The following is a 21,943-nucleotide window of genomic DNA, read 5'->3' as shown; positions in this document are numbered from 1 at the left end:
GTCGGTGGTGCGGAGATCCATCCTCCAGCATCGGCGCCCGGGATCTCCGCCGTACCCCGCACCCGGCGCGAATGAGTCACCAGACGCAGCCGAACCGTGCGCTCACGGGCGGAAATCTCCGTATTGCCAGCGCATCATTGTCCTTGGAAGATCGAATCGAGCGGGAGGACGGTGAGGGAGTTGGTTACCGCATTCCGTCCCGGACCGGACAGCGAGAAGCCGGAGGACCTCCTCGGGCACGCCTGCACACTGGTCCGGCTGTGCGGCCGGGACTCCGCCATCGCCGCGGTGTTCCTGGCCCTCGTCCTGGTCGGGACCGCGACCCGGCTGGCGGCCGGCGCGCCCGGCGGCACCGCGCTGGCGCTGCTGCCCGTGCTGGCCGGTTCGTTCGCGATCTCGGCCGGCTCCGCGGTCCGCTCGCGCCGCACGCTGCTCGCGGTGCTCGCGGAGGTCCGCGGCCGGACCGGCTCGCCCGTCGACCCGGGGGTGCCCTGGACGCCCTTCGGCTCGGCGGTCGCGCTGGACGAGCGGATCCGCGACGTGGAGCTGCGGCGGCTGCTGTCGGCGGCGCACCGCTGCGGCGAACTGTCCTGGCAGGCGGTCGCGTGGGCGGTGGCGACCTCGGTCCTCTTCCTCTTCTGGACGCTGGCCGCGGCGATGGCGGGAGGGTGATCGGTTGATCGAGGAGGTCCCGCGGAACGGGACGGCCCCCCGGCCCGTCATGGGCGTGCGCCCGGGCAGCTTCTGGGAGCGGCTCGAACCGTCCGACCGGCAGGCCCTGCGCGCGATGGGCCGCCGCACCGACATCCCGCCCGGCGGGATGCTGTGCCACCAGGGGTCGGTCGCGCCCGCCGTGTACGTGGTGTTCAAGGCGTCCCCCGCCGCGGCGAGCAACGCGGTGGCCAAGGAGTTCGTCGACTCCAGCGAGGGCGACGAGTCGATCATCGACCTGTTCGGCGCGGGGGACCTCGTCGGCGCCCTCGCCCCGTGGGGCCATCCGCAGCGCGGCACCGTCGCCGCGCTCGACCACGTCGCGGCGCTGCGCGTCGACCGCCGCAAGTTCCGCAGCCTCCTGGCGGCCAGCCCGCACGTCGCCGAGGCGATGATGCACGCGATCTCCCAGACCGTCACCTACGGCGGCCGCCGGCACGCCGTGCGGGCCGCCGACCATCCGCAGCGGCTCGCGTACCACCTGCTCGAACTGGCGCACCGGTTCGGCGAGCCCGCCCCCGGGCAGGGGACGCGGATCCCGCTGAAGCTCAGCCAGGCGGAGCTGGCGAACTGGGCCGGCATCTCGCGCGAGACCCTGGTGCGGTGGTTCCGGTTGTGGCGGGCGCGGGGCATCCTCGACGGCAGGCCCCGCCCGCTCACCATCCTGGACACCGAGCGGCTGCGCCGGGCCGCGAGCCCGTGGGGCGACGAGTGGCCCGCCGCCGACGAGCCCGCCGACCGGGAGGCGGCGCGGACCGCCGGGCCCGGGGAGGACGCCGGGATCGCGGCGCCCGGGCCGGTGCGCCCGGACGGCGCCGGCCCGCCCCAGGTCAGCCTGCCCCCGGACAACCCGTACTTCGCCGGCCGCGCGATCAGCCTCGGGAAGCTGGACCTGCTGGTGAGCCAGTCCGAGTGGCCGCGCGCCGTGATCGTGCAGGGGATGGCGGGCGTCGGGAAGACGACGCTGGCGCTGCACTGGGCGCACCGGGTCGTCGACCGGTTCCCCGACGGCGTCCTGTTCGCCGACCTGCGCGGCACGCGGCGCGGCCCCGCCACCCCGGCGGAGGCGATGGGGCAGGTGCTGCGCGCGGCGGGCGTGCCCGGCGACCGGCTCCCGCGCACCGAGGCGGAGCTCGCGGCGCAGTGCCGGTCGATGCTGGCCGACCGGCGGATGCTGCTGATCCTGGACAACGCGTCGCGTCCCGAGCAGGTCAGGCCGCTGCTCGCCGCCGCGACGTCCGGGCTGGTGATCGTGACGAGCCGGCAGCGGCTGCCCGCGCTGCTGGAGAACGCCGACATCCGGACGCTGGAACTGCAGGAGATGGCGTCGCAGGAGGCGGTGGACCTGATCTCCAACGTCCTCGGCCCCGGGGACGCCCGCGTCCGCGAGGAGCACAAGGCGGTCGTGCGGCTGGCCCGCGAGTGCGGGCACCTGCCGCTTGCGCTCGGCGTCATGGCCGGGCGGCTGGCCGAGAACCCCGGCGAGTCCGTCGCGGCGACCGTCCGGGAACTCGCCGCCCGCGACGCCGAGGACGCCGCGCCGTACGGGCCGGGCCTGACCGGCGGCGGGCTGGGCGACGGCGCGGTGCACGGCGGGTCCGGGCCCGGGGTGCGGGCCGCCGTGAGCCCGACCTTCGACGTCGCCTACCGGAGCCTCCGCCGGGACCAGCGGGAGGCGTTCCGCATGCTCGGGCTCGTCGCCGGCCCCGACTTCACGCCCACCGCGCTCGCCGCCCTGCAGAACCGGACGGTGGACGAGGCCCGCGACCTCCTGGAGGGCCTCCGCCAGGCGTACCTGGTGCAGGACGTCGGACCGGACCGCTACCGCATGCACGACCTCCTGCGCGACTTCGCGCGGGAGCAAGGGCTGCTGAAGGACTCCGACGGCGACCAGCTGGCGGCACAGCAGCGGCTCCTGGCCGCCTACCTCGCCGACGCCCGCGCCGCCGGCACCGCCCTGCCGGGACGGCCCCGCCCGACCCTCAACAGCCTCAACAGGACGCCGCCGCCGCGGCGGGACGAAGCACAGGAGGGGGACGCGCAGGGATCGGCGCCCGCGGCCGACCGCGCGGCCGGGCTCGCCTGGTTCGAGGCCGAGCGGCGCAACCTCGTCGCCGCCGTCCACCAGGCCGCCCGGCTCGGCCTGCACCGCACGTGCTGGGAACTCGCCGACGCCCTCTTCGACTTCCAGGACTTCCGGCGCTACAGCGAGGACAACATCGCCGTCCACCAGGCCGGGCTGCACGCGGCCCGCACCGAGGAGGACTGGGCCGCGGCCGCCGTCATGCTGCACAACCTCGCGATGGCGCACTTCGAGCTGGGCGACGCCGTCCAGGCCATCGGGTACGGGGAGGACGCGCGGCGCGGCTTCCGGGCCGTCGACCCGCCCGACCGGTACGGGGAGGCCGTCACCCTCGCCACCCTCGCCGACGTCCACGTGGTGCTGGGCCGCTACCTGACCGCGATCGACCAGGCCCGCCTGTCGCTGGCCGTCCACGGGGAACTCGGGGGCGAAAGGGGCGGCGGCGCGGTCGCCAAGGGCCACGAGACCCTCGCCCGCGCGTACCTGGGCCTCGGCGGTTACGAGAAGGCCCTCGAACACGCCGCGCAGGCGCTCGGCATACGGCGCCGGAACGACGACCTGCCGGGAATGGCGGAGACCCTCCTCACCATCGCCCAGGTCCACCGCCGCCAGGGGAACGTCCACGAGGCGGTGTCGCACGCGTTGGAGGCCCTCTCCATCCGGCAGGAACTCGCCGACATGCACGGCGCCGCCCAGGCGCTCACGGAGCTGGCGCGCATGAACGCCACGCTCGGCCTGCGCGACATGGCACGGCAGGACGCCGAACAGGCCCTGGCCACCTACCGCTCCCTGGGCGCGCGCCACGGGGAGGCGCGCACGCTCACCACGCTCGCCAGGCTCATGTGCGACGCCACCAAGTTCGCCGAGGCGTTCACCTACTGCGGGCAGGCGCTGCGCCTGCACCGCGACACCGGCGACAGGCACGGCGAGGCCGAGACGCTCGCGCAGATCGGGATCGTCCACTGGCGCCTCGGACGGTTCCCGGAGGCGCGCGAGCACCTCCTGCGCGCCCTGGAGATCCGCCGCGAGATCGGCGACCAGCACGGCGAGGCCCACGACCTGGAGCACCTGTCCGTGATCATGCGCCGGCTCGAACGGCCCCAGGAGGCGTTCGTCCTCGGCCTGGAGGCCCTCGACCTGTGGCACCAGCTCGGCGCGCAGGGCGGCATGGCCGGCACCCTCGGCAGCCTCGCCCGCACCTACTCCCGGCTCGGCCTGCCCGAGGACGCCGAGCGCGCCGCCCGGCAGGCGCTGCACATCCGCAGCTCGGGCGGCGACTGGCACGGCCTCGGCGTCGGCAAGGACACCCTCGCCGCCGTGCTGCGCCGCGCCGGCCGCCCCGAGGAGGCCCTCGAACGCGAGCTGGAGGCGCTGGAGTTCCTCGGCAAGGTCGGCGACCGGCACGGCGAGGGCACCGCCCTGGCCCACCTCGCCGCCATCCACCTCGACCTCGGCCGCGCAGGCGACGCCCTGGAGGCCGGGCGGCGCGCCCACGACCTCACCGCCGAACTCGGCGACACCCGGGCGCAGGCGTCCGCGCTGCACTTCATGGCCCGCGCCTGCGGACTGCTGGGCGAGCACGCCCGCGCCGTGGAGCACGTCACCGCCGAGGCCGGCATCCGCCGCGACATGGACGACCGGCGCGGCCTGCGCCGCGCCCTGCAGCTGCTGCGCGACTGCCATCTCGCGCTCGGCGACGAGACCGCGGCGGCCGACTGCGTCCGGCGGATCCGCGCCCTCGACAGCTGGCTCGAACCGGACAGATCCCTCGGCATGTGACCGACGACCTGGTCCACCGGCGCAGCGCGGCGTTCACTGGACCTCGTGACCCCGGGCGCGGCCCGGGGGAGGAGGCGAGATGGAGACCACCCCCTTCTGGGACGCGCTGCCCGAACGCGTCCGCGACGCCCTGCGCCGGGACGGCACCCCGGTGGTGATCAGGCAGGGCGCGTTTCTCATGCGCGAGCACACCCGCGCGTCCCAGGTCTTCGTGCTGCGCACCGGCGTGGCGAAGGTCTGGGTCGACCGGGACGGCGAGACCGCCATCCTCGACGTCCTCGGCCCGGGCGACATCGCCGGGGAGGTGGAGGCGGTGGACGGCGGCGTCCGGCACGCCAACGTCGAGGCGCTGACCCGCGTGGAGGCGCTCGTGCTGCCCGCCGCGCGGTTCCGCGGCGTCCTGGACGACCATCCCGGCTCCGCCTGGGCCGTCGCCGCCGTCCTCGCCGAGCGGCTGCGGGACTCCAACGAGCTGCGCATCGCCCACTTCCCCGACGATCCCGAACGCCGCCTCGCGAGCCGGCTGCTGCGCCTGGTGTCGCGCTTCGGGTCGCCGGTCAAGGAGGAGCGGTCGGACGGCGCGGCCACGGCCCCGGCTCCGGCTCCGGCCACGGTGCCGGACGAGGCGGGCGGCGTGCAGGTCCGGATCCCGCTCACCCAGCAGGACCTCGGGCGCTGGGCGGGCATGAGCCGCCGCAAGGTCGCGCAGATCCTCGCCGCCGAGCCGGTCCGCGGCGGCCTCACCGTCGCCCGCAACGCGATCGTCGTCCGCTCGGTGGACGCCCTGCACCGCCTCGCGGGCCACGACACCGACTGAGGTCAGAACCCCGCGGGCCGGTGCGGCCACGGCGGCGGCAGGGGCGGCCGGCCGTCGGGGCGGACGCTCACGCCGGAGCCGTCCGTGCGGCCGCTCAGCCAGGCGAGCAGCGCCCGCCCGGACCCGGACGCCTCCGGGCCGCCGGGAGTCCACCCGAGGTCGGCGGACTCCCCGGAGTCCGTCGCGGTGATCCGGAACCCGCCGAGCTCCCCGCGCTGTTCGTCCGGAAGCGCGGCGATGTCCGCCAGCGTGCTGGTCAGGGCCCACCGGACATAGGGCTCGGGCCAGTCGGCCGGGCCGTACCCGGCGGCGAGGTCCACGTGGTGGGCCTCGACCTCGTTCCACCGGCGGTACAGCGTGTACCACGCCGGATGCTCCCAGCCCCCCATGGACTGCACGGTGGCGCTCCACGCGGCCTCGGGGAGCGTCCTCGCCTGCTCGACGAACCGCGCGCCGGTCGTGCGGACGTCCTCGACCAGTTCGTCCCGTCCGCGTCCGGCGCCTTCGTCGAGTGCGGCGTTGCGGGCGGCCATGCTCGGGTACTGCGGGATCTCCACGCCCGTCCGCGCCCATTCGAGCAGGTTCCACAGGGAGTCGGCGTTCCTGGCGATGTGCGTGGCCACGTGGCCGCGGCTCCAGCCGGGCAGCGCCGACGCGCCGCGCAGGTCCTGCTCGTCCAGTTTCGCGAGCGTGCCTGCGATGCGCTCCACGCCGGCATCCAGCTCGTCGATCACTTCCCGCCAGTCCATGACGCGCCTCCCAGCACCGGAAAGAGCCTCCATCCTCGCACCGCCCCGCCCGCGCCCCACCCAAGCGATCTTGAAACTTTCCGACGGCCGCGGCGGCGCGTCCGCCGCCGGAGCCGTTCCGGTGGCGGGCATCGTTCGAACACGTGTACGGTACGGTGGTCCGTCCGGGCTCTCCGGGGACGGGCGGGGAGCGCCGGGAAATGCGGCGGCGGCCGCCGCCGTTATCAACTCGGGGGATTCTGTCGGACCCCCTGGCTAGCCTTGAGACCGGCCTGTCTCATCCCACGGCCGCGCCCAGAAGAGGAACCGGATCAACACCGTGCATGACCGACTCATCGTGCGTGGAGCACGCGAGCACAACCTGAAGGACGTCTCGCTCGACCTCCCGCGTGACTCCCTGATCGTGTTCACCGGTCTGTCGGGTTCGGGCAAGTCCAGCCTGGCGTTCGACACGATCTTCGCGGAGGGCCAGCGCCGCTACGTCGAGTCGCTGTCGGCGTACGCCCGCCAGTTCCTCGGGCAGATGGACAAGCCCGACGTCGACTTCATCGAGGGCTTGTCCCCGGCGGTGTCGATCGACCAGAAGTCGACCAGCAAGAACCCGCGGTCGACGGTCGGGACGATCACCGAGGTGTACGACTACCTGCGCCTCCTGTACGCGCGGATCGGGCACCCGCACTGCCCCGAGTGCGGGCGGCCGATCACCCGCCAGGCGCCGCAGCAGATCGTGGACCGGGTGCTGGAACTGGAGCCGGGCACCCGGTTCCAGGTGCTGGCGCCGGTGATCCGCGGGCGCAAGGGCGAGTACCTGGAGCTGTTCCGCGAGCTGCAGTCGAAGGGCTACTCCCGGGCGATCGTGGACGGGCAGGCGATCCGGCTGGACGAGCCCCCGAAGCTGAAGAAGCAGGAGAAGCACGACATCGCGATCGTGGTCGACCGGCTCTCGGTGAAGGACTCGGCGCGGCAGCGGCTCGCCGACTCGGTGGAGACGGCGCTCGGCCTCGCGGGCGGCACGATCGTCCTCGACTTCGTCGACGTCCCCGAGGACGACGAGAACCGCACCCGGATGTACTCCGAGCACCTCTACTGCCCCTACGACGACCTGTCGTTCGAGGAGCTCGAACCGCGGTCGTTCTCGTTCAACTCGCCCTACGGCGCGTGCCCCGACTGCACCGGCCTCGGCACGCGCATGGAGGTCGACCCCGAGCTCGTCGTCCCCGACGACGAGCTCACGCTCGGCGAGGGCGCGATCCAGCCGTGGTCCAACGGCCACGTGAGCGACTACTTCCTGCGCCTGCTGTCCGCGCTCGGCGACGCGATGGGCTTCGACCTCAACACCCCGTGGGAGAAGCTGCCCGCCAAGGCGCGCAAGGCGATCCTGAACGGGCACGAGACCCAGGTCCACGTGCGCTACAAGAACCGGTACGGCCGGACGAGGTCGTACTACACCGCGTACGAGGGCGTGATCCCCTACATCCAGCGGCGGCACGCCGAGGCCGAGAGCGACATCAGCCGGGAGAAGCTCGAAGGCTACATGCGGGAGATCCCCTGCCCGACGTGCGACGGCGCCCGGCTCAAGCCGGTCGTGCTCGCCGTCACCATGGGCGGGCGGTCGATCGCCGAGGTCGCCGCGATGCCGATCGGCGAGGCCGCGAAGTTCCTGCTGGCGCTGGAGCTGAACGAGCGCGAGCGGCACATCGCCGAGCGCGTCCTCAAGGAGATCAACGCCCGCCTCGGGTTCCTGCTGGACGTCGGCCTCGACTACCTCACCCTCGACCGGGCGTCCGCGACGCTCGCGGGCGGCGAGGCGCAGCGCATCCGGCTCGCCACGCAGATCGGCTCCGGGCTGGTCGGCGTCCTGTACGTGCTGGACGAGCCGTCCATCGGCCTCCACCAGCGCGACAACCACCGGCTGCTGGAGACGCTGCTCCGGCTGCGCGACATGGGCAACACCCTGATCGTCGTGGAGCACGACGAGGACACCATCGCCGCCGCGGACTGGATCGTCGACATCGGCCCCCGCGCCGGCGAGCACGGCGGCGAGATCGTCGTGTCCGGCACCCTCGACGAGCTGAAGAAGTCCGAGCGCTCCATCACCGGCGCCTACCTGGACGGGCGCCGCGAGATCGCGGTCCCGCAGATCCGCCGGCCCCGCACCCGCGGCCGCGAGGTCACGGTGAAGGGCGCGCAGCAGAACAACCTCCGCGACGTGGACGTGTCGTTCCCGCTCGGCGTCCTCACCGCCGTGACCGGCGTGTCCGGCTCGGGCAAGTCGACGCTGGTCAACGACATCCTCTACAGCGCGCTGGCGAAGAAGCTGAACGGGGCGAAGCTCGTCCCCGGCAAGCACAAGCGCGTCAACGGCGTCGACCAGCTCGACAAGGTCGTCCACGTCGACCAGTCCCCGATCGGGCGCACCCCGCGCTCCAACCCGGCGACCTACACCGGCGTGTTCGACCACATCCGCAAGCTGTTCGCGCAGACGACCGAGGCGAAGGTCCGCGGCTACCAGCCGGGCCGGTTCTCCTTCAACGTCAAGGGCGGCCGCTGCGAGAACTGCTCCGGCGACGGCACCATCAAGATCGAGATGAACTTCCTGCCGGACGTCTACGTCCCGTGCGAGGTCTGCCACGGCGCCCGCTACAACCGGGAGACCCTGGAGGTCCACTACAAGGGCAAGACGATCTCCGAGGTGCTCGACATGCCGATCGAGCAGGCCACCGAGTTCTTCGAGCCGATCAAGGCGATCCACCGGCACCTGAAGACGCTCAACGACGTCGGCCTCGGCTACGTCCGGCTCGGCCAGCCCGCCCCCACCCTGTCCGGCGGCGAGGCCCAGCGGGTCAAGCTGGCGTCCGAGCTGCAGAAGCGCTCGACCGGCCGCACCGTCTACGTGCTGGACGAGCCGACCACCGGCCTGCACTTCGAGGACATCCGCAGGCTCCTCGGCGTCCTCAACGGCCTGGTCGACAAGGGCAACACGGTGATCGTCATCGAGCACAACCTGGACGTCATCAAGACCGCCGACTGGATCATCGACATGGGCCCCGAGGGCGGCTCGCGCGGCGGCACCGTCGTCGCCACCGGCACCCCCGAGGACGTCGCCGGGATCGACGCCAGCCACACCGGCCAGTTCCTCGCCAAGATGCTCGGCTGACCGCCCGGATCCCCGGAGCGGTTCCGGGGCCGGTGAAGGCGGTGGGTCGGTGCGGGGTGCGCGGCCGGGTCCAGGATCATGGAGCCATGACTGACGAAGTGACGCCCGGAGCCCCGCAGGTGGCGGGATCGGCCGGGGACGGGGGAATCGGGCGCCGCACCGTGCTGTGCGGCGCCGGGGTCGCGGGCGCCGCCCTGCTCGCCGGCTGCGCGAGCGGCCGGGACGAGAAGTCCGCCGAGGACCTCCGGGGGCAGGAGATCGCGAAGGCCGCCGACATCCCGGTCGGCGGCGGGAAGGTCTACGCCGGCGAGAAGGTCGTCGTGACGCAGCCGGCCGAGGGCACGTACAAGGCGTTCACGGCGGTGTGCCCCCACCAGGGCTGCTCGGTGGACAAGGTCCAGAACGGGCTGATCAGGTGCCCCTGCCACGGCAGCGAGTTCAAGATCGCGGACGGGGCGGTGCAGAAGGGGCCCGCCGACCGGCCGCTCACCGAGTACCCCGTCGAGGTCAGGAACGGCGGCATCGTCGTCACCTGAGCGGCGCCCTCCGGCGGGACCCGAAAAACTGGTTCTGATTTGAACCACCTCCCCCTCCCGCGCGTGATCACTGGTGACACGACGGAACCGCAGAGGTCACTGGAGGGTGAACATGCCACAGGAGTCGGGGACGCGGGCCGATGAGGCGGAGCGCGGGCCGGGGGACGCGCCGGACGGCGGGAACACCCGCCGGGGAGTCCTGCTCGGGGCGGGGCTCGCCGGCCTCGCCGGGCTCGCCGCGGCGTGCGGCGGTTCCGGGGACGGTGACGACGCGGGCGGCTCCGGTGGCGGGGACACGGGCGGCGGCACCGATGGCGGCGGCACCGGCGAGGCGCTCGCATCCGCCGGGGAGATCCCGGTCGGCGGCGGCAAGGTCTTCAAGGACGCGGAGGTCGTGGTGTGCCAGCCGGCGCAGGGCGAGTTCACGGCGTTCTCCGCGGCCTGCACCCACCGCGGATGCGACGTGGACGCGGTCGCCGACGGCACGATCAACTGCCCCTGCCACGGCAGCAAGTTCAAGATCACCGACGGCTCGGTGGTGAGCCCGCCGGCGGACAAGCCCCTGGAGGAGCGGCGGATCACCGTCCAGGGGGACAAGATCATGCTCGCCTGAGCGTCTTCGGCCGCGCCGGGCCGTCCCCGCGCGGGCCGTCCTCGCGCGGGCCGTCCTCGCGCCGGGCGGCCCGCTCGCCGTCCCCGGGGCCGCCGGCGGCCTCCCCGCCGACGACCTCCCGGTACGCCGCCTCGCGGCCGTCCGCGCGCCCGCCGTCCGCGCGCCCGCCGTCCGGGCGAGCACCGTCCGGTTGAGCACCGTCCGGTTGAGCGCCGTCCGGGGAGGCGCCGACGGCGCCGTCCTCATGGCCGACGCGGAAGCGGGGGAGCGCGCCGGGGTGGTTGTCGCGGATGTAGGAGACCAGGTGCTCGCGCATGTCGCAGCGCAGGTCCCAGGTGCTCGCCGAGTCGGCGGCGCTCATCAGCGCCCGGAGCGTCACCAGCCCGTTCGGCTGCACGTCGACCACCTGCAGGATCCACTCGCGGCGGTCCCACAGGGGGTTCTCCTTCAGCGCGGAGTACAGCTCGCGGCGCAGCTCGTCGACCGGTACGGACCAGTCGACGTGCAGCTCGACCGAGCCGAGCAGCCGGCTGGAGTGCCGGGTCCAGTTCTCGAACGGCTGCTCGGTGAAGTGCGACACCGGGTAGATCATCCGCCGGTCGTCCCAGAGGCGCAGCACCACGTACGACAGCGTCAGCTCTTCGACCCGGCCCCAGTTGCCGTCCACGACGACGACGTCGTCCAGCCGCAGCGCGTCGCTGAACGCCAGCTGCAGCCCGGCGAGCAGGTTGCCCAGCGTCGGCCGGGCCGCGATGCCGACGACCAGCCCGGCGACGCCCGCCGACGCCAGCACCCCGGCGCCGATCGCCCGGACGCCGGGGAACGTGAACAGCGCCGCGCCCACCGCCAGGACCACGATCACCACGGCGGCGATGCGGCGCAGCAGCAGCATCTGGGTGCGGACCCGCCGGGCCCGCCGGTTCCGCTCGCCCTCGATGTGCATCAGCCGCTCCAGCGGCGGATCGCTCAGCGCGTAGACGATCCGCAGCAGCAGCCAGGTACTGGCGCCGATCGCGGCGATCCGCAGCACGTGCCGGACCGCGCCCTCCGCGCCGTCTCCCAGCAGGTGGTACGGCATCGCGGCGTTGGTGCTGACGACGGCCGCGAACGCGAACGCCGGCGCGGCGACGCGGCGGGCGACGCGTCCGGCGCCCGGCCAGCGCGCCGACAGCCGCCCGGCCAGCAGCCGCCGCCCGGCCTCCACGACGATCACCGACGTGGCGACGACGGCGGCCAGCACGACCCATCCCCAGAACGCGGACACTTGCGCGACGACCCCCTCAGGCTGCGACGATCTCCGTCCGCACAACGTACATTTGATTCTGCCTTTCCGAAGCCTCCGGTATCACCCCGGCCGGGCGGCGAGATCTCCGTCACCCCGGACCGGCGCGCGGGCGACGCACGGCGTGTCGGCCCCGCCGACTAGGCTCGTGGACGTGGCAGATCCGGCGACCTACCGACCCGCACCGGGCTCGATCCCGGAATCCCCCGGCGTGTACAGATTCCGCGACGAGCACGGCCGGGTCATCTACGTGGGCAAGGCGAAGCACCTGCGCCAGCGGCTGAACTCCTACTTCGCCGACTTCTCCGCGCTGCACCCCCGCACCCAGACGATGGTGCGGACCGCCGCCCGCGTCGACTGGACGGTCGTCGCCACCGAGGTCGAGGCCCTCCAGCTCGAGTACTCCTGGATCAAGGAGTTCGACCCGAGGTTCAACGTCCGCTACCGCGACGACAAGTCCTATCCGTATCTCGCCGTCACCCTGGACGAGGACTTCCCGAGGGTGATGGTGATGCGGGGCGCCAGACGCAAGGGCGTGCGCTACTTCGGTCCGTACTCCCACGCGTGGGCGATCCGGGAGACGGTCGACCAGCTGCTGCGCGTGTTCCCCGTCCGGACGTGCAGCGCGGGCGTGTTCAAGCGGCAGCACCAGCTCGGCCGCCCCTGCCTGCTCGGCGACATCGGCAAGTGCTCGGCGCCCTGCGTCGGCCGCGTCTCCCCGGAGGAGCACCGCCTGCTCGCCGAGGACTTCTGCGACTTCATGGCGGGCCACACCACCCGGTTCATCAAGCGCCTCGAACGCGACATGCGCGAGGCCGCCGCGGCCCAGGAGTACGAGCGCGCCGCCCGCCTCCGCGACGACATCCGCGCCCTGGAGCGCGCCCTGGAGAAGCAGGCGGTCGTCCTCCCCGACAGCACCGACTGCGACATGATCGCCTTCGCCGAGGACGAGCTGGAGGCGGCCGTCCAGGTCTTCTACGTGCGCGGCGGCCGGATCCGGGGGCAGCGCGGCTGGGTGGTCGACAAGGTCGCGGACGTCACCACCGCCGACCTGGTCGAGCACTTCCTCATCCAGATCTACAGCGAGAGCGAGTCGGTGCCGCGCGAGGTGCTCGTCCCGGCCCTCCCGCCCGACGAGGAGGCCATGACCGAGCTGCTGTCGGAGCAGCGCGGCGGGCCCGTCCGGCTCCGCGTCCCGCAGCGCGGCGACAAGAAGGCCCTGCTGGAGACCGTCGCCCGCAACGCGCACGAGGCGCTCAAGCTGCACAAGACGCGCCGCACGTCCGACCTGACGACCCGCAGCCGCGCCCTCCAGGAGATCCAGGACGCGCTGGAGCTGGACGAGGCGCCGCTGCGCATCGAGTCCTACGACGTGTCGAACCTGCAGGGCACGAACGTCGTCGCGTCGATGGTCGTGTTCGAGGACGGCCTGGCCCGCAAGGGCGAGTACCGCCGGTTCACGATCAAGGCCGTCGAGGGCCAGGACGACGTCCGCTCCATCCACGAGGTCATCACCCGCAGGTTCAAGCGCTACCTCGCCGAGACCGAGAAGACCGGCGAACTGGACCACCTCGGGGACGCCGCCGACCTCGAAGAGGGCGCGCACCAGCCGATCGACCCCGAGACCGGGCGGCCGCGCAAGTTCGCCTACCCGCCCAACCTGGTGCTCGTCGACGGCGGCCCGCCGCAGGTCGCCGCCGCGCAGCGGGCGCTGGACGAGCTGGGCGTCGACGACATCGCGGTCTGCGGCATCGCCAAGCGGCTGGAGGAGCTGTGGCTGCCCGGCGAGGCCGACCCGGTCGTCCTCCCGCGCAACAGCGAGGGCATGTTCCTCGTCCAGCGGATCCGCGACGAGGCCCACCGCTTCGCCATCACCTTCCACCGGCAACGGCGATCCAAGTCCATGACGATGAGCGAACTCGATAACGTTCCTGGTCTGGGACCGGCGCGCCGCGCGGCGCTGCTGAAACACTTCGGCTCGCTGAAGCGGCTGAAGGACGCGACGCCCGAGCAGGTCGCCGAGGTCCCGGGAATCGGCATGCGCAGCGCCGAGGGCATCGTCGCGGCCCTGCACGGCGCCGGGGTCCCGCCGGGACGGCCCGGCGCGGGCGGCGGGGACGGCGGCGGCATCGGCGCCGGCGTGGACGGGGAGCACAGGGGGAGGCGGTCATGAGCACCGAGACGAAGATCCCGGACATCGTGATAATCACCGGCATGTCCGGGGCGGGCCGCAGCACCGCGGCCAAGTCGCTGGAGGACCTCGACTGGTTCGTGGTCGACAACCTGCCGCCGGGGCTGCTGGCCACGATGGCCGACCTCGGCGGCCGGGTGAAGGACGCGGTGCCCCGCATCGCCGTCGTCGTGGACGTGCGCAGCCGCGCCTTCACCGAGGACCTGCACTCCTCGATCGCGGAGCTGGAGGCGCGCGGGGTCCACCCCCGGGTCGTGTTCCTGGAGGCGAGCGACGCCGACCTGGTGCGCCGCTTCGAGAGCGTGCGCCGCCCCCACCCGCTGCAGGGCGACGGGCGCCTCGTCGACGGCATCGCGCGGGAGCGCGAACTGGTCCGCGAGGTCCGCGCCGAGGCCGACCTGGTGATCGACACCAGCGGCCTCAACGTGCACGAGCTGCGCAACAAGATCATCGGGTTCTTCGGCAACGACACCGGCGAGTCCAGCCTGCGCGCGACCGTCGTGTCGTTCGGCTACAAGTACGGCCTGCCGGTCGACGCCGACCTCGTCGTCGACTGCCGGTTCCTGCCGAACCCGCACTGGGTGCCGGAGCTGCGGCCGAAGACGGGCCGCGACACCGCCGTCCGCGACTACGTGCTCGGCCAGCGCGGCGCCAAGGAGTTCCTGGACGCCTACGCCGAGGTCCTGCGCCTGCTGTCCGCCGGGTACGAGCGCGAGGGCAAGCACTACGTGACCCTCGCCGTGGGCTGCACCGGCGGCAAACACCGTAGTGTGGCCATGGCGGAACAGATCGCCGCCCGCCTGCGGGACGAGGGCATCGAGGTGCAGGTCGCCCACCGTGACCTCGGCCGCGAGTGACGCCCGCCCGGAACCCGGCGCGGGCCCCGCACGAGGAGAGCAGGAAAACGGCACGGTGAAGCCCAACGGCCCGAAGGTCGTCGCGCTCGGCGGCGGCCACGGCCTCTACGCCTCGCTGTCGGCACTGCGCCGCGTCACCGACCGGCTGACCGCGATCGTGACCGTCGCCGACGACGGCGGCTCCAGCGGACGCCTCCGCCGCGAGCTCGGCGTGCTGCCGCCCGGCGACCTGCGGATGGCGCTCGCCGCGCTGTGCGGCGACGACGTATGGGGCCAGACCTGGCGGGACGTCGTCCAGCACCGCTTCCGCACCCAGGGCGACCTGCGCGACCACGCCGTCGGCAACCTCCTCATCGTCGCGCTGTGGGAACTCCTCGGGGCCGGCGCCGCCGACGCGCCCGGCGGCTCCACCGTCGCCGGGCTCGACTGGGTCGGGCGGCTGCTCGGCGCGCACGGCCGGGTGCTGCCGATGGCCGCGGTCCCGATGGACATCGTCGCCGAGGTCCGCGGCGCCGACCCCGCCCGCCCCGACGAGATCACCCACGTCAAAGGGCAGGTCGCCTGCGCGAAGACGCCCGGCACCGTGCTCGGGGTGTCGCTCGTGCCCGCCGACCCGCCCGCCTGCCCCGAAGCCCTCGCCGCCGTCGAGGACGCCGACTGGATCGTGTTCGGCCCCGGCTCCTGGTTCACCAGCGTCCTGCCCCACCTGAAGGTCCCGGCGCTGGCGCGCGCCCTCACCGCCACCCGCGCCCGCCGCGCCGTCGCGCTCAACCTCGCCCCCCAGCCCGGCGAGACCGACGACTTCTCCCCCCAGACCCACCTGGAGGTCCTGCGGGCGCACGCCCCCGACCTCAGCGTGGACGTCGTCCTCGCCGACGACGGGGTGGTCGACGACCCGGCGGCCCTCGACAAGGCCGTCCAGGAGATCGGCGGGCGCCTCGTCCTCGCCGACGTCGCCGCCGACGACGGCTCGCCGCGTCATGAACCCGCCCGGCTGGCCCAAGCCTTCTACAAGATATTCACCGACTGACGACCCGCGCGGCCGGGATCGGCCACACTGCTGGGAGTCCGATAGGGGGAGGGTTCATCAGATGGCGATGACCGGTGTGGTCAAGGACGAGCTGAGCAGGCTCACGGTCATGAAGCCGTGCTGCCGCAAGGCCGAGGTCTCGACGCTGCTGCGCTTCGCGGGAGGGCTGCACCTGGTCAGCGGCCGCATCGTGATCGAGGCCGAGATCGACACCGGCGTCGCGGCGCGGCGCCTCATCAGGGACATCGCGGAGGTGTTCGGGCACACCTCCGAGGTCGTCGTCCTCGCGCCCAGCGGTCTGCGCAAGGGCAACCGCTACGTCGTCCGCGTCTTCCGCGACGGCGAGTCCCTCGCCCGGCAGACCGGCCTCATCGACAACAACGGCCGCCCGGTCCGCGGCCTGCCCCGCCAGGTCGTCGCCGGCGCCGCCTGCGACGCCGAATCCGCCTGGCGCGGCGCGTTCCTCGCGCACGGCTCGCTCACCGAGCCCGGCCGGTCCATGTCGCTGGAGGTGACCTGCCCCGGCCCCGAGGCCGCGCTCGCCCTCGTCGGCGCCGCCCGCCGCCTCAAGATCCACGCCAAGGCGCGCGAGGTCCGCGGCGTCGACCGCGTCGTCGTCCGCGACGGCGACGCCATCAGCGCCCTGCTCACCCGCCTCGGCGCCCACGACAGCGTCCTCGCCTGGGAAGAGCGCCGGATGCGCCGCGAAGTGCGCGCCACCGCCAACCGCCTCGCCAACTTCGACGACGCCAACCTCCGCCGCTCCGCCCGCGCCGCCGTCGCCGCCGGCGCCCGCGTCGCCCGCGCCCTGGAGATCCTCGGCGACGACGCCCCCGAGCACCTCGTCAACGCCGGCCGCCTCCGCCTCGAGCACAAGCAGGCGTCCCTGGAGGAACTCGGCCAGCTCGCCGACCCGCCCCTCACCAAGGACGCCATCGCCGGCCGCATCCGCCGCCTCCTCGCCATGGCCGACAAGCGCGCCGGCGACCAGGGCATCCCCGGCACCGACGCCAACCTGACGGCGGACATGCTGGCGCCTTAGTCGTTTGGGGGGGGCGACCCCCCAAACCCCCCGGTCCGAGCCGGTCGATCCTCACGCCACTGTTGCGGTTTGGTGTGACCGTGCGGGTTCTTGGTGTCGCTGCGGTCGCCCGGCTCGGCGGGTCGTGCGGCCTGCGCTCGCTGCGCTCGCTCCGGCCGCACGACCCGTGAGCCCGGGGCTTGGGTCTTGTCCAAGTTCCTTTGGGGGACTCGGCCGCGTTTGTTCGTTTGTGGGTTACCTGGGGTTGTTCAGGTCGCCTCTTAGGACTCTGTGGATCAGGTCTTCGCGTAGTTGGCCGTAGCCGGTTTCGGCCCAGATGCTCTTCTTCGGGTCGGCCTCGTAGTAGGGGACGGGGCGGCCTTCGCGGGTGTCTGTCAGGACGTCCGGCGTCTGCTTGTTGCGGGTCGCGCGGGCGCAGGTGCGGCACGCCTCTACGCGGAGGCGCTCGCGGGAGCCTAGGGGGCGCCAGTCGAGCTTCGTCGTGGCGTCTCCGTGGAGGGGGTTGAAGAAGCACAGCGGCATGGGCGGGATCTCCGGCTTGCCCTTCGCGACGGCCTGCGCGGACGCCAGGGCGTCGCGGCCCTGGTCCACCAGGACCAGGACGCCCGCCAGGTCGGGGATGCCGCGGGCCGCGTCGAGGGTCTTGCCCGCGGCCTGGTAGGCGTCCAGGGCGCGGGCCATCAGGGTGCCGGCCCGCTCGTTCGTCGGGGTGCTGGTCTCGTCCAGGAGCTCGCCGAAGTGGATGACCTCGCGGGACGCCTGCTCGCGGAGCTGGTCCTCGTTCGCGCGGCTCGCGGTCTCGAACACCGTGCGGGGCATCAGGACGCCCTCGCCCTCCACGTCGCGCCGGGCGGCGGACGCCATGCGGCGGCGGCGCCACAGCAGGAGGCCCGCGACGCCGGCGGCGGCCGCTCCCGCCGCTCCCGCCGCGCCCAGGGGGAGCGCCAGGCCGCCGTCCTCGTCCGGCGCCGGGCTGTCGCGGGTTTCGGGGCGCCTGCTGATGCGTGCCCTGATCTCGGCGGAGACCCGCTTGTACTCCCGGGTGCCGGTGCCGGAGACGATCAGGTCGATGATGCGCGACAGCTTGTCCGCGAGCGACGCGTCGTCCATCGCGCGGTCGAGGGCGACGGCCCAGGCGGCGTCGCGGGCCTGATGCTCGCCGCCCCATTCGCGGGCGGCCAGCTCGTCGGTGCTGTCGTCGAACGTGATGAAGACGCCGTCGCGGCCGAGGCGGTCGTGGACGACCGTCGCCAGTTCCTTGGCGTCGGACCAGGTGCCGCCCGCGACCAGGGGGACGAGAATGACGAAGATGGGCGCGGGCGCCTTGCCGAACTTCGCGATGAGCCCACGCCGCTCCGCCCGGGGGAGCGCGGCCGCCAGCGACGGGTCGACGTAGATCGGGGAGCGGCGCAGCGCGGCCGCCAGCCGTTCGCCGGGGGACGGTTCACTCAACACCGAGATACCTCATCACGCGCGGAAGGAACTTCTTGCCGGTGGCCCCCCATGCGGTGTCCCGCCACACGCCGGGGATCGCGGTGTGGGGGCGGGGCCGGCCGGGGCCCGGCACCTTGAGGAGGTGCCGGTCGGTCAGTCCCTGCCGTTTCTCGACGTCGGCGCAGCTCTCGCACAGCGGGCACGGCTTCGGGAGGACCTTGTGGGTGAGCTTCGCCAGCCGCCTGCGCGTGACGGAGTCGCCGTGCAGCGGGTTCACCGCGCAGGGGACGGGCGGGTCCGAGCTGTCCCGGCTGAGCGCGACCTGCCCCTGGCGCGCGAGGACGATCGCGCCGACGAGGTCGATGGCGCGGTCTTCGTCCTCTTTGGCGTCGTCGTAGAGGATCTGGGCGGCATCGTAGGCGGAGACGGCGTAGGAGCGTCCGCGTTCGGCGTCGGCCGTGGCGAGCGCTTGGCGGAGCGCGCCGACGTCCTTGGCCGCCAGGCGGCGCAGCCGCCGCATGCTGGGTTCGGTCCAGGCCGCGCTGTGCCGCGCGGGCCTCCGCTTGTCCCGCGGCGTGCTCTCGCGGCGCAGCAGGGCGAGGACGCCGATGCCCGCCCAGTACAGCAGGACGGCCGCGGCGGGCCCGGCGAGGAGGAGACCGGTGAGGAGGGGAGCCGAGATCTCCGGCTCGGCCGGTGTCAGCTCGTTCTCCTTCCCGAACGGGTCGGGGGTGGAGTACAGCCTCGGCATCGCGGGCGACGCGGAAGGGGCCGTCGCGTAGCCGTTCAGGCGCTCGGTGATCCGCTGTGCCAGGTCGTCGAACGGACGGTCGGTGTCGGCGGGCCGCCAGGAACCCGGCTCGTCCTCGTCCAGCACCGAGTCCCGGTGGCGGCGCGGGACCCGGAACGCCTCGGACTCCAGGCCGCCGCGCGAATTGGCCATGAGGTACAGGCCGTCGCGGCCGGCGCGCTTGTGCAGCGCGAACAGGAACGCCTCGTCGCGGCCCTGGGACTCCGAGTCGCCTTGGTTCGGGACGACGACGACATAGGCGGGCACGCCGAGGCTGCGGGAGGTCTCGCCGATCGCCCGGCGGACCCGGGCGCGCTCGGACTCGTCGAGGGCGTGGCTGACGTCGGGGTCGACGAACAGGGGGTCCTTCGCCAGGGACGCCGAGATCCGGTCCAGGCGGTGGTAGGCGTGCGGGGGGTCGTCCGCGGCCGCGGTGCCCGCGGCCTTCGTGGTCAGGACGAGGGCGGTGAGGAGGAGGGCGGCGAGCATCGCCACGGTGCCCGCGCGTCTCATCTGCGGCCCTTCGCCGGCTTCTTCGGTCTCTGCCGCTGTTTCGCGGCCTGTCTCCCCTTCGGTCGCCGCGTGCCCCGGCGGACGCGGAGGAAGGTCAGGAGGGCGAGGAGGGGCACTCCGCTGAGCGCGGTGCCCCCGCCGAAGACGCCCCACTCGATCAAGGCGGCCCGCCGGTCCGCGGCATCGTCGGCGTCCAGCGCCTTGCGGACCTCCGACTTCGGTCTCGGCGGCGGGTTCTCGGCGCGTTCCCGTGCCCGGCCCGACAGTGCGATGTCGACGAAGAGCTCGATCCGCTCGGGGGTGCTCGCGTCGTAGGCGAGTTCGTTCTCGGCGGCCCGCCACGCGTCCTCCAGCGGCACCCGCCGGGAACCGCCGTACTGGCGGACCTCGCCGCCGGGCGAGGACGGGGAGGCCACGATGTAGACCCCGTCCCTCCGGAGCCGGTCGCGAAGCAGCGGCAGGAGGGACTCATCGTGCCGCCCCGTGCTGAGGCCGACGGTGGGCGTGACCGCCACGTACGCCGGGACGCCGAGGCGCGCGACGGCCGCCCTGATCCGCTCGGCGGCGTCCGGCGGCAGCGCCCGCGGGGCGTGGTCGGTGACGTAGACGGGGTCGCGGCGGAGCTGTGCGGCGATGTGGTCGGCGCGGGACACCGGCTCCGCGCGCTCCCGCGCGACGGCGGGCAGCGGGCAGGCCAGCAGGACCACCCCGCTCAAGATCAGGACGAGCCACCCGCCGCGCATGGACGGCGAGTGTAGTGAAAGACGTGCCATATGCCGTGAGCGGGGGCGGAACGGGAGCCATCCCCCGACCGGGGGAGGCGCGCTCACCCCGGGATTCCCACGCCGCCGGTGTCAAGCTACTCGCGGGTCATTGGATAGGGTCGAGCGTAGGGGAGATCCCCTGGATCGACCGTAGTTGACAGTCCGGCAGCGCCGGACGCTATCGACGTGCGAGGAGCCTTTCCGTGACCATCCGAGTAGGCATCAACGGGTTCGGCCGGATCGGCCGCAACTTCTACCGCGCCGTGAAGGCGTCCGGGGCCGACATCGAGGTCGTGGCCGTGAACGACCTGACCGACAACGCCACCCTGGCCCAGTTGCTCAAGTACGACAGCATCCTCGGCCGCTTCCCCGAGGACGTGCGCGCCACCGAGGACGAGATCGTCGTGGGCGGCAAGGGCATCAAGGCGTTCGCGGAGCGCGACCCCGCCGCCCTGAAGTGGAGCGATGTCGGCGCCGACGTCGTCGTGGAGTCCACCGGTTTCTTCACCGACGCGACCAAGGCCAAGGTGCACGCCGACAACGGCGCCAAGAAGGTCATCATCTCCGCACCGGCCAAGAACGAGGACCTCACCGTCGTCCTGGGCGTCAACGAGGACAAGTACGACCCCGCGAACCACACGGTGATCTCCAACGCCTCCTGCACCACCAACTGCCTGGCCCCGCTGGCGAAGGTCCTGAACGACTCCTTCGGGATCGAGAAGGGCCTGATGACCACGGTCCACGCCTACACGCAGGACCAGAACCTCCAGGACGCGCCGCACAAGGACCTGCGCCGCGCCCGCGCCGCCGCGATCAACGTCGTGCCGACCTCGACCGGCGCCGCGAAGGCCATCGGGCTCGTGCTGCCCGAGCTCAAGGGCAAGCTCGACGGCTACGCGCTGCGCGTCCCGGTGCCGACCGGCTCGGCCACCGACCTCACCGTGACGGTCTCCCGCGACGTCACCGTCGAGGAGGTCAACGAGGCTTTCAAGGCCGCGGCCGAGGGCGCGCTGAAGGGCTACCTCACCTACACCGAGGACCCGATCGTCTCCGCCGACATCGTCACCGACCCGGCGTCCTGCATCTACGACTCCGGGCTGACCAAGGTCATCGGCGACCAGGTCAAGGTCGTCGGCTGGTACGACAACGAGTGGGGCTACTCCAACCGCCTCGTCGACCTCGTCAAGCTCGTCGGCGCGCAGCTGTAACGCGCCTCAGGGCGCAGCCCCGGGGGGCTTAGGGGGCCGCCCCCCGGGAGAACACTGATCGCAGCCGTCGGCGCCGTGGCCGCGCACCGTGCACGGAGACCGTGCACAGAAGGGCGCGAGGCCACGGCGCGGCCGTGTACGGAAGGACACCGACATCCCGATGCGGACCATTGACGATCTCGACGTCGCCGGGAGGCGCGTCCTCGTCCGCGCCGACCTGAACGTCCCGCTCGAGGACGGCTCCATCACCGACGACGGGCGGATCCGCGCGAGCCTGCCGACGATCGAGGCGCTGCGCACCCGCGGGGCCAAGGTCATCGTCTGCGCCCACCTCGGCCGCCCGAAGGGCGAGGTGAAGCCCGAGTTCTCGCTGGCCCCCGTCGCCGC

Annotated in this window: 17 protein-coding genes; 12 read left to right on the top strand and 5 right to left on the bottom strand. The window is 73.3% G+C overall.

Translation table 11 applies throughout. The annotated features are described in order from the left end of the window. Positions 1 to 171: 171 nt before the first annotated feature. From IEZ03_RS06530 to IEZ03_RS06520, 3 genes are all read left to right on the top strand, one after another. Entirely contained in the window at positions 172 to 672 is a 501-nt protein-coding gene (locus IEZ03_RS06530) for a hypothetical protein (protein ID WP_184884964.1), read from the top strand. A gap of 4 nt (positions 673 to 676) precedes the next feature. After that, positions 677 to 4,573, top strand: a complete 3,897-nt coding sequence (locus IEZ03_RS06525; RefSeq protein ID WP_184884962.1) for a tetratricopeptide repeat protein — start codon at positions 677 to 679, stop codon at positions 4,571 to 4,573. A 79-nt stretch (positions 4,574 to 4,652) separates the two neighbouring features. After that, positions 4,653 to 5,390, top strand: a complete 738-nt coding sequence (locus tag IEZ03_RS06520; protein ID WP_184884960.1) for a Crp/Fnr family transcriptional regulator — start codon at positions 4,653 to 4,655, stop codon at positions 5,388 to 5,390. A gap of 2 nt (positions 5,391 to 5,392) precedes the next feature. Here the strand turns inward: IEZ03_RS06520 and IEZ03_RS06515 are convergent, their stop codons facing one another. After that, on the bottom strand, positions 5,393 to 6,139 hold the full coding sequence (locus IEZ03_RS06515; protein ID WP_184884958.1) for a maleylpyruvate isomerase family mycothiol-dependent enzyme: 747 nt from the start codon (positions 6,137 to 6,139) through the stop codon (positions 5,393 to 5,395). A gap of 319 nt (positions 6,140 to 6,458) precedes the next feature. On the opposite strand from IEZ03_RS06515, the gene uvrA reads away from it, so the two are divergent. The 3 genes from uvrA to IEZ03_RS06500 all read left to right on the top strand — a co-directional run bounded on the left by uvrA (position 6,459) and on the right by IEZ03_RS06500 (position 10,445). Beyond that, complete coding sequence (gene uvrA / locus IEZ03_RS06510) at positions 6,459 to 9,296, top strand: excinuclease ABC subunit UvrA (protein WP_184884956.1); 2,838 nt, start codon at positions 6,459 to 6,461, stop codon at positions 9,294 to 9,296. 86 nt (positions 9,297 to 9,382) lie between these two features. Then, positions 9,383 to 9,832 (top strand): Rieske (2Fe-2S) protein, encoded by a 450-nt coding sequence (locus tag IEZ03_RS06505; protein ID WP_184884955.1) that lies wholly within the window; start codon positions 9,383 to 9,385, stop codon positions 9,830 to 9,832. Positions 9,833 to 9,944: 112 nt separating this feature from the next. Next, positions 9,945 to 10,445, top strand: coding sequence for a Rieske (2Fe-2S) protein (locus IEZ03_RS06500; RefSeq protein ID WP_184884953.1), 501 nt, complete (start codon positions 9,945 to 9,947; stop codon positions 10,443 to 10,445). Here the strand turns inward: IEZ03_RS06500 and IEZ03_RS06495 are convergent. Then, positions 10,432 to 11,709: a mechanosensitive ion channel domain-containing protein gene (locus IEZ03_RS06495; protein WP_229808068.1), complete on the bottom strand. Its 1,278-nt coding sequence runs from the start codon at positions 11,707 to 11,709 to the stop codon at positions 10,432 to 10,434. The genes IEZ03_RS06500 and IEZ03_RS06495 overlap by 14 nt on opposite strands. Before the next feature lie 172 nt (positions 11,710 to 11,881). Between IEZ03_RS06495 and uvrC the strand changes: the two genes are divergently transcribed. The 4 genes from uvrC (at position 11,882) to whiA (ending at position 16,847) form a co-directional block, all read left to right on the top strand. Further along, a complete protein-coding gene (uvrC, locus tag IEZ03_RS06490) occupies positions 11,882 to 13,900 on the top strand; it encodes an excinuclease ABC subunit UvrC (RefSeq protein ID WP_184884951.1) in 2,019 nt (672 codons plus the stop codon). Continuing rightward, positions 13,897 to 14,775: an RNase adapter RapZ gene (gene rapZ, locus IEZ03_RS06485; protein ID WP_132055135.1), complete on the top strand. Its 879-nt coding sequence runs from the start codon at positions 13,897 to 13,899 to the stop codon at positions 14,773 to 14,775. The genes uvrC and rapZ overlap by 4 nt, the downstream gene beginning before the upstream one ends. Before the next feature lie 55 nt (positions 14,776 to 14,830). After that, complete coding sequence (locus IEZ03_RS06480) at positions 14,831 to 15,805, top strand: gluconeogenesis factor YvcK family protein (RefSeq protein WP_229808067.1); 975 nt, start codon at positions 14,831 to 14,833, stop codon at positions 15,803 to 15,805. A 61-nt stretch (positions 15,806 to 15,866) separates the two neighbouring features. Beyond that, positions 15,867 to 16,847 (top strand): DNA-binding protein WhiA, encoded by a 981-nt coding sequence (gene whiA / locus IEZ03_RS06475; RefSeq protein ID WP_184884947.1) that lies wholly within the window; start codon positions 15,867 to 15,869, stop codon positions 16,845 to 16,847. 234 nt (positions 16,848 to 17,081) lie between these two features. On the opposite strand, the gene IEZ03_RS06470 is transcribed toward whiA, so the two are convergent. Genes IEZ03_RS06470 through IEZ03_RS06460 form a run of 3 tightly spaced genes read right to left on the bottom strand, consistent with a single transcriptional unit; the run spans position 17,082 to position 20,327 of the window. After that, on the bottom strand, positions 17,082 to 18,302 hold the full coding sequence (locus IEZ03_RS06470; RefSeq protein ID WP_184884945.1) for a hypothetical protein: 1,221 nt from the start codon (positions 18,300 to 18,302) through the stop codon (positions 17,082 to 17,084). Continuing rightward, entirely contained in the window at positions 18,292 to 19,584 is a 1,293-nt protein-coding gene (locus IEZ03_RS06465; RefSeq protein WP_184884942.1) for a hypothetical protein, read from the bottom strand. The genes IEZ03_RS06470 and IEZ03_RS06465 overlap by 11 nt, the downstream gene beginning before the upstream one ends. After that, positions 19,581 to 20,327 carry a hypothetical protein gene (locus IEZ03_RS06460; RefSeq protein ID WP_189241164.1) on the bottom strand — a complete coding sequence of 249 codons (747 nt, stop codon included), beginning with the start codon at positions 20,325 to 20,327 and terminating at the stop codon, positions 19,581 to 19,583. The genes IEZ03_RS06465 and IEZ03_RS06460 overlap by 4 nt, the downstream gene beginning before the upstream one ends. 224 nt (positions 20,328 to 20,551) lie before the next feature. On the opposite strand from IEZ03_RS06460, the gene gap reads away from it, so the two are divergent. Continuing rightward, a complete protein-coding gene (gene gap / locus IEZ03_RS06455) occupies positions 20,552 to 21,556 on the top strand; it encodes a type I glyceraldehyde-3-phosphate dehydrogenase (protein WP_184884938.1) in 1,005 nt (334 codons plus the stop codon). Between the two features lie 160 nt (positions 21,557 to 21,716). Further along, on the top strand, positions 21,717 to 21,943 hold a 227-nt coding region (gene pgk, locus IEZ03_RS37630), incomplete at its 3' end, for a phosphoglycerate kinase (protein ID WP_308427950.1).

The organism is Actinomadura livida, from assembly GCF_014648675.1.
Classification (GTDB): Bacteria; Actinomycetota; Actinomycetes; order Streptosporangiales; family Streptosporangiaceae; genus Spirillospora; species Spirillospora livida.
Note: the sequence above shows the minus strand (reverse complement) of the source record. Positions and strands in the feature narration are given on the sequence as shown.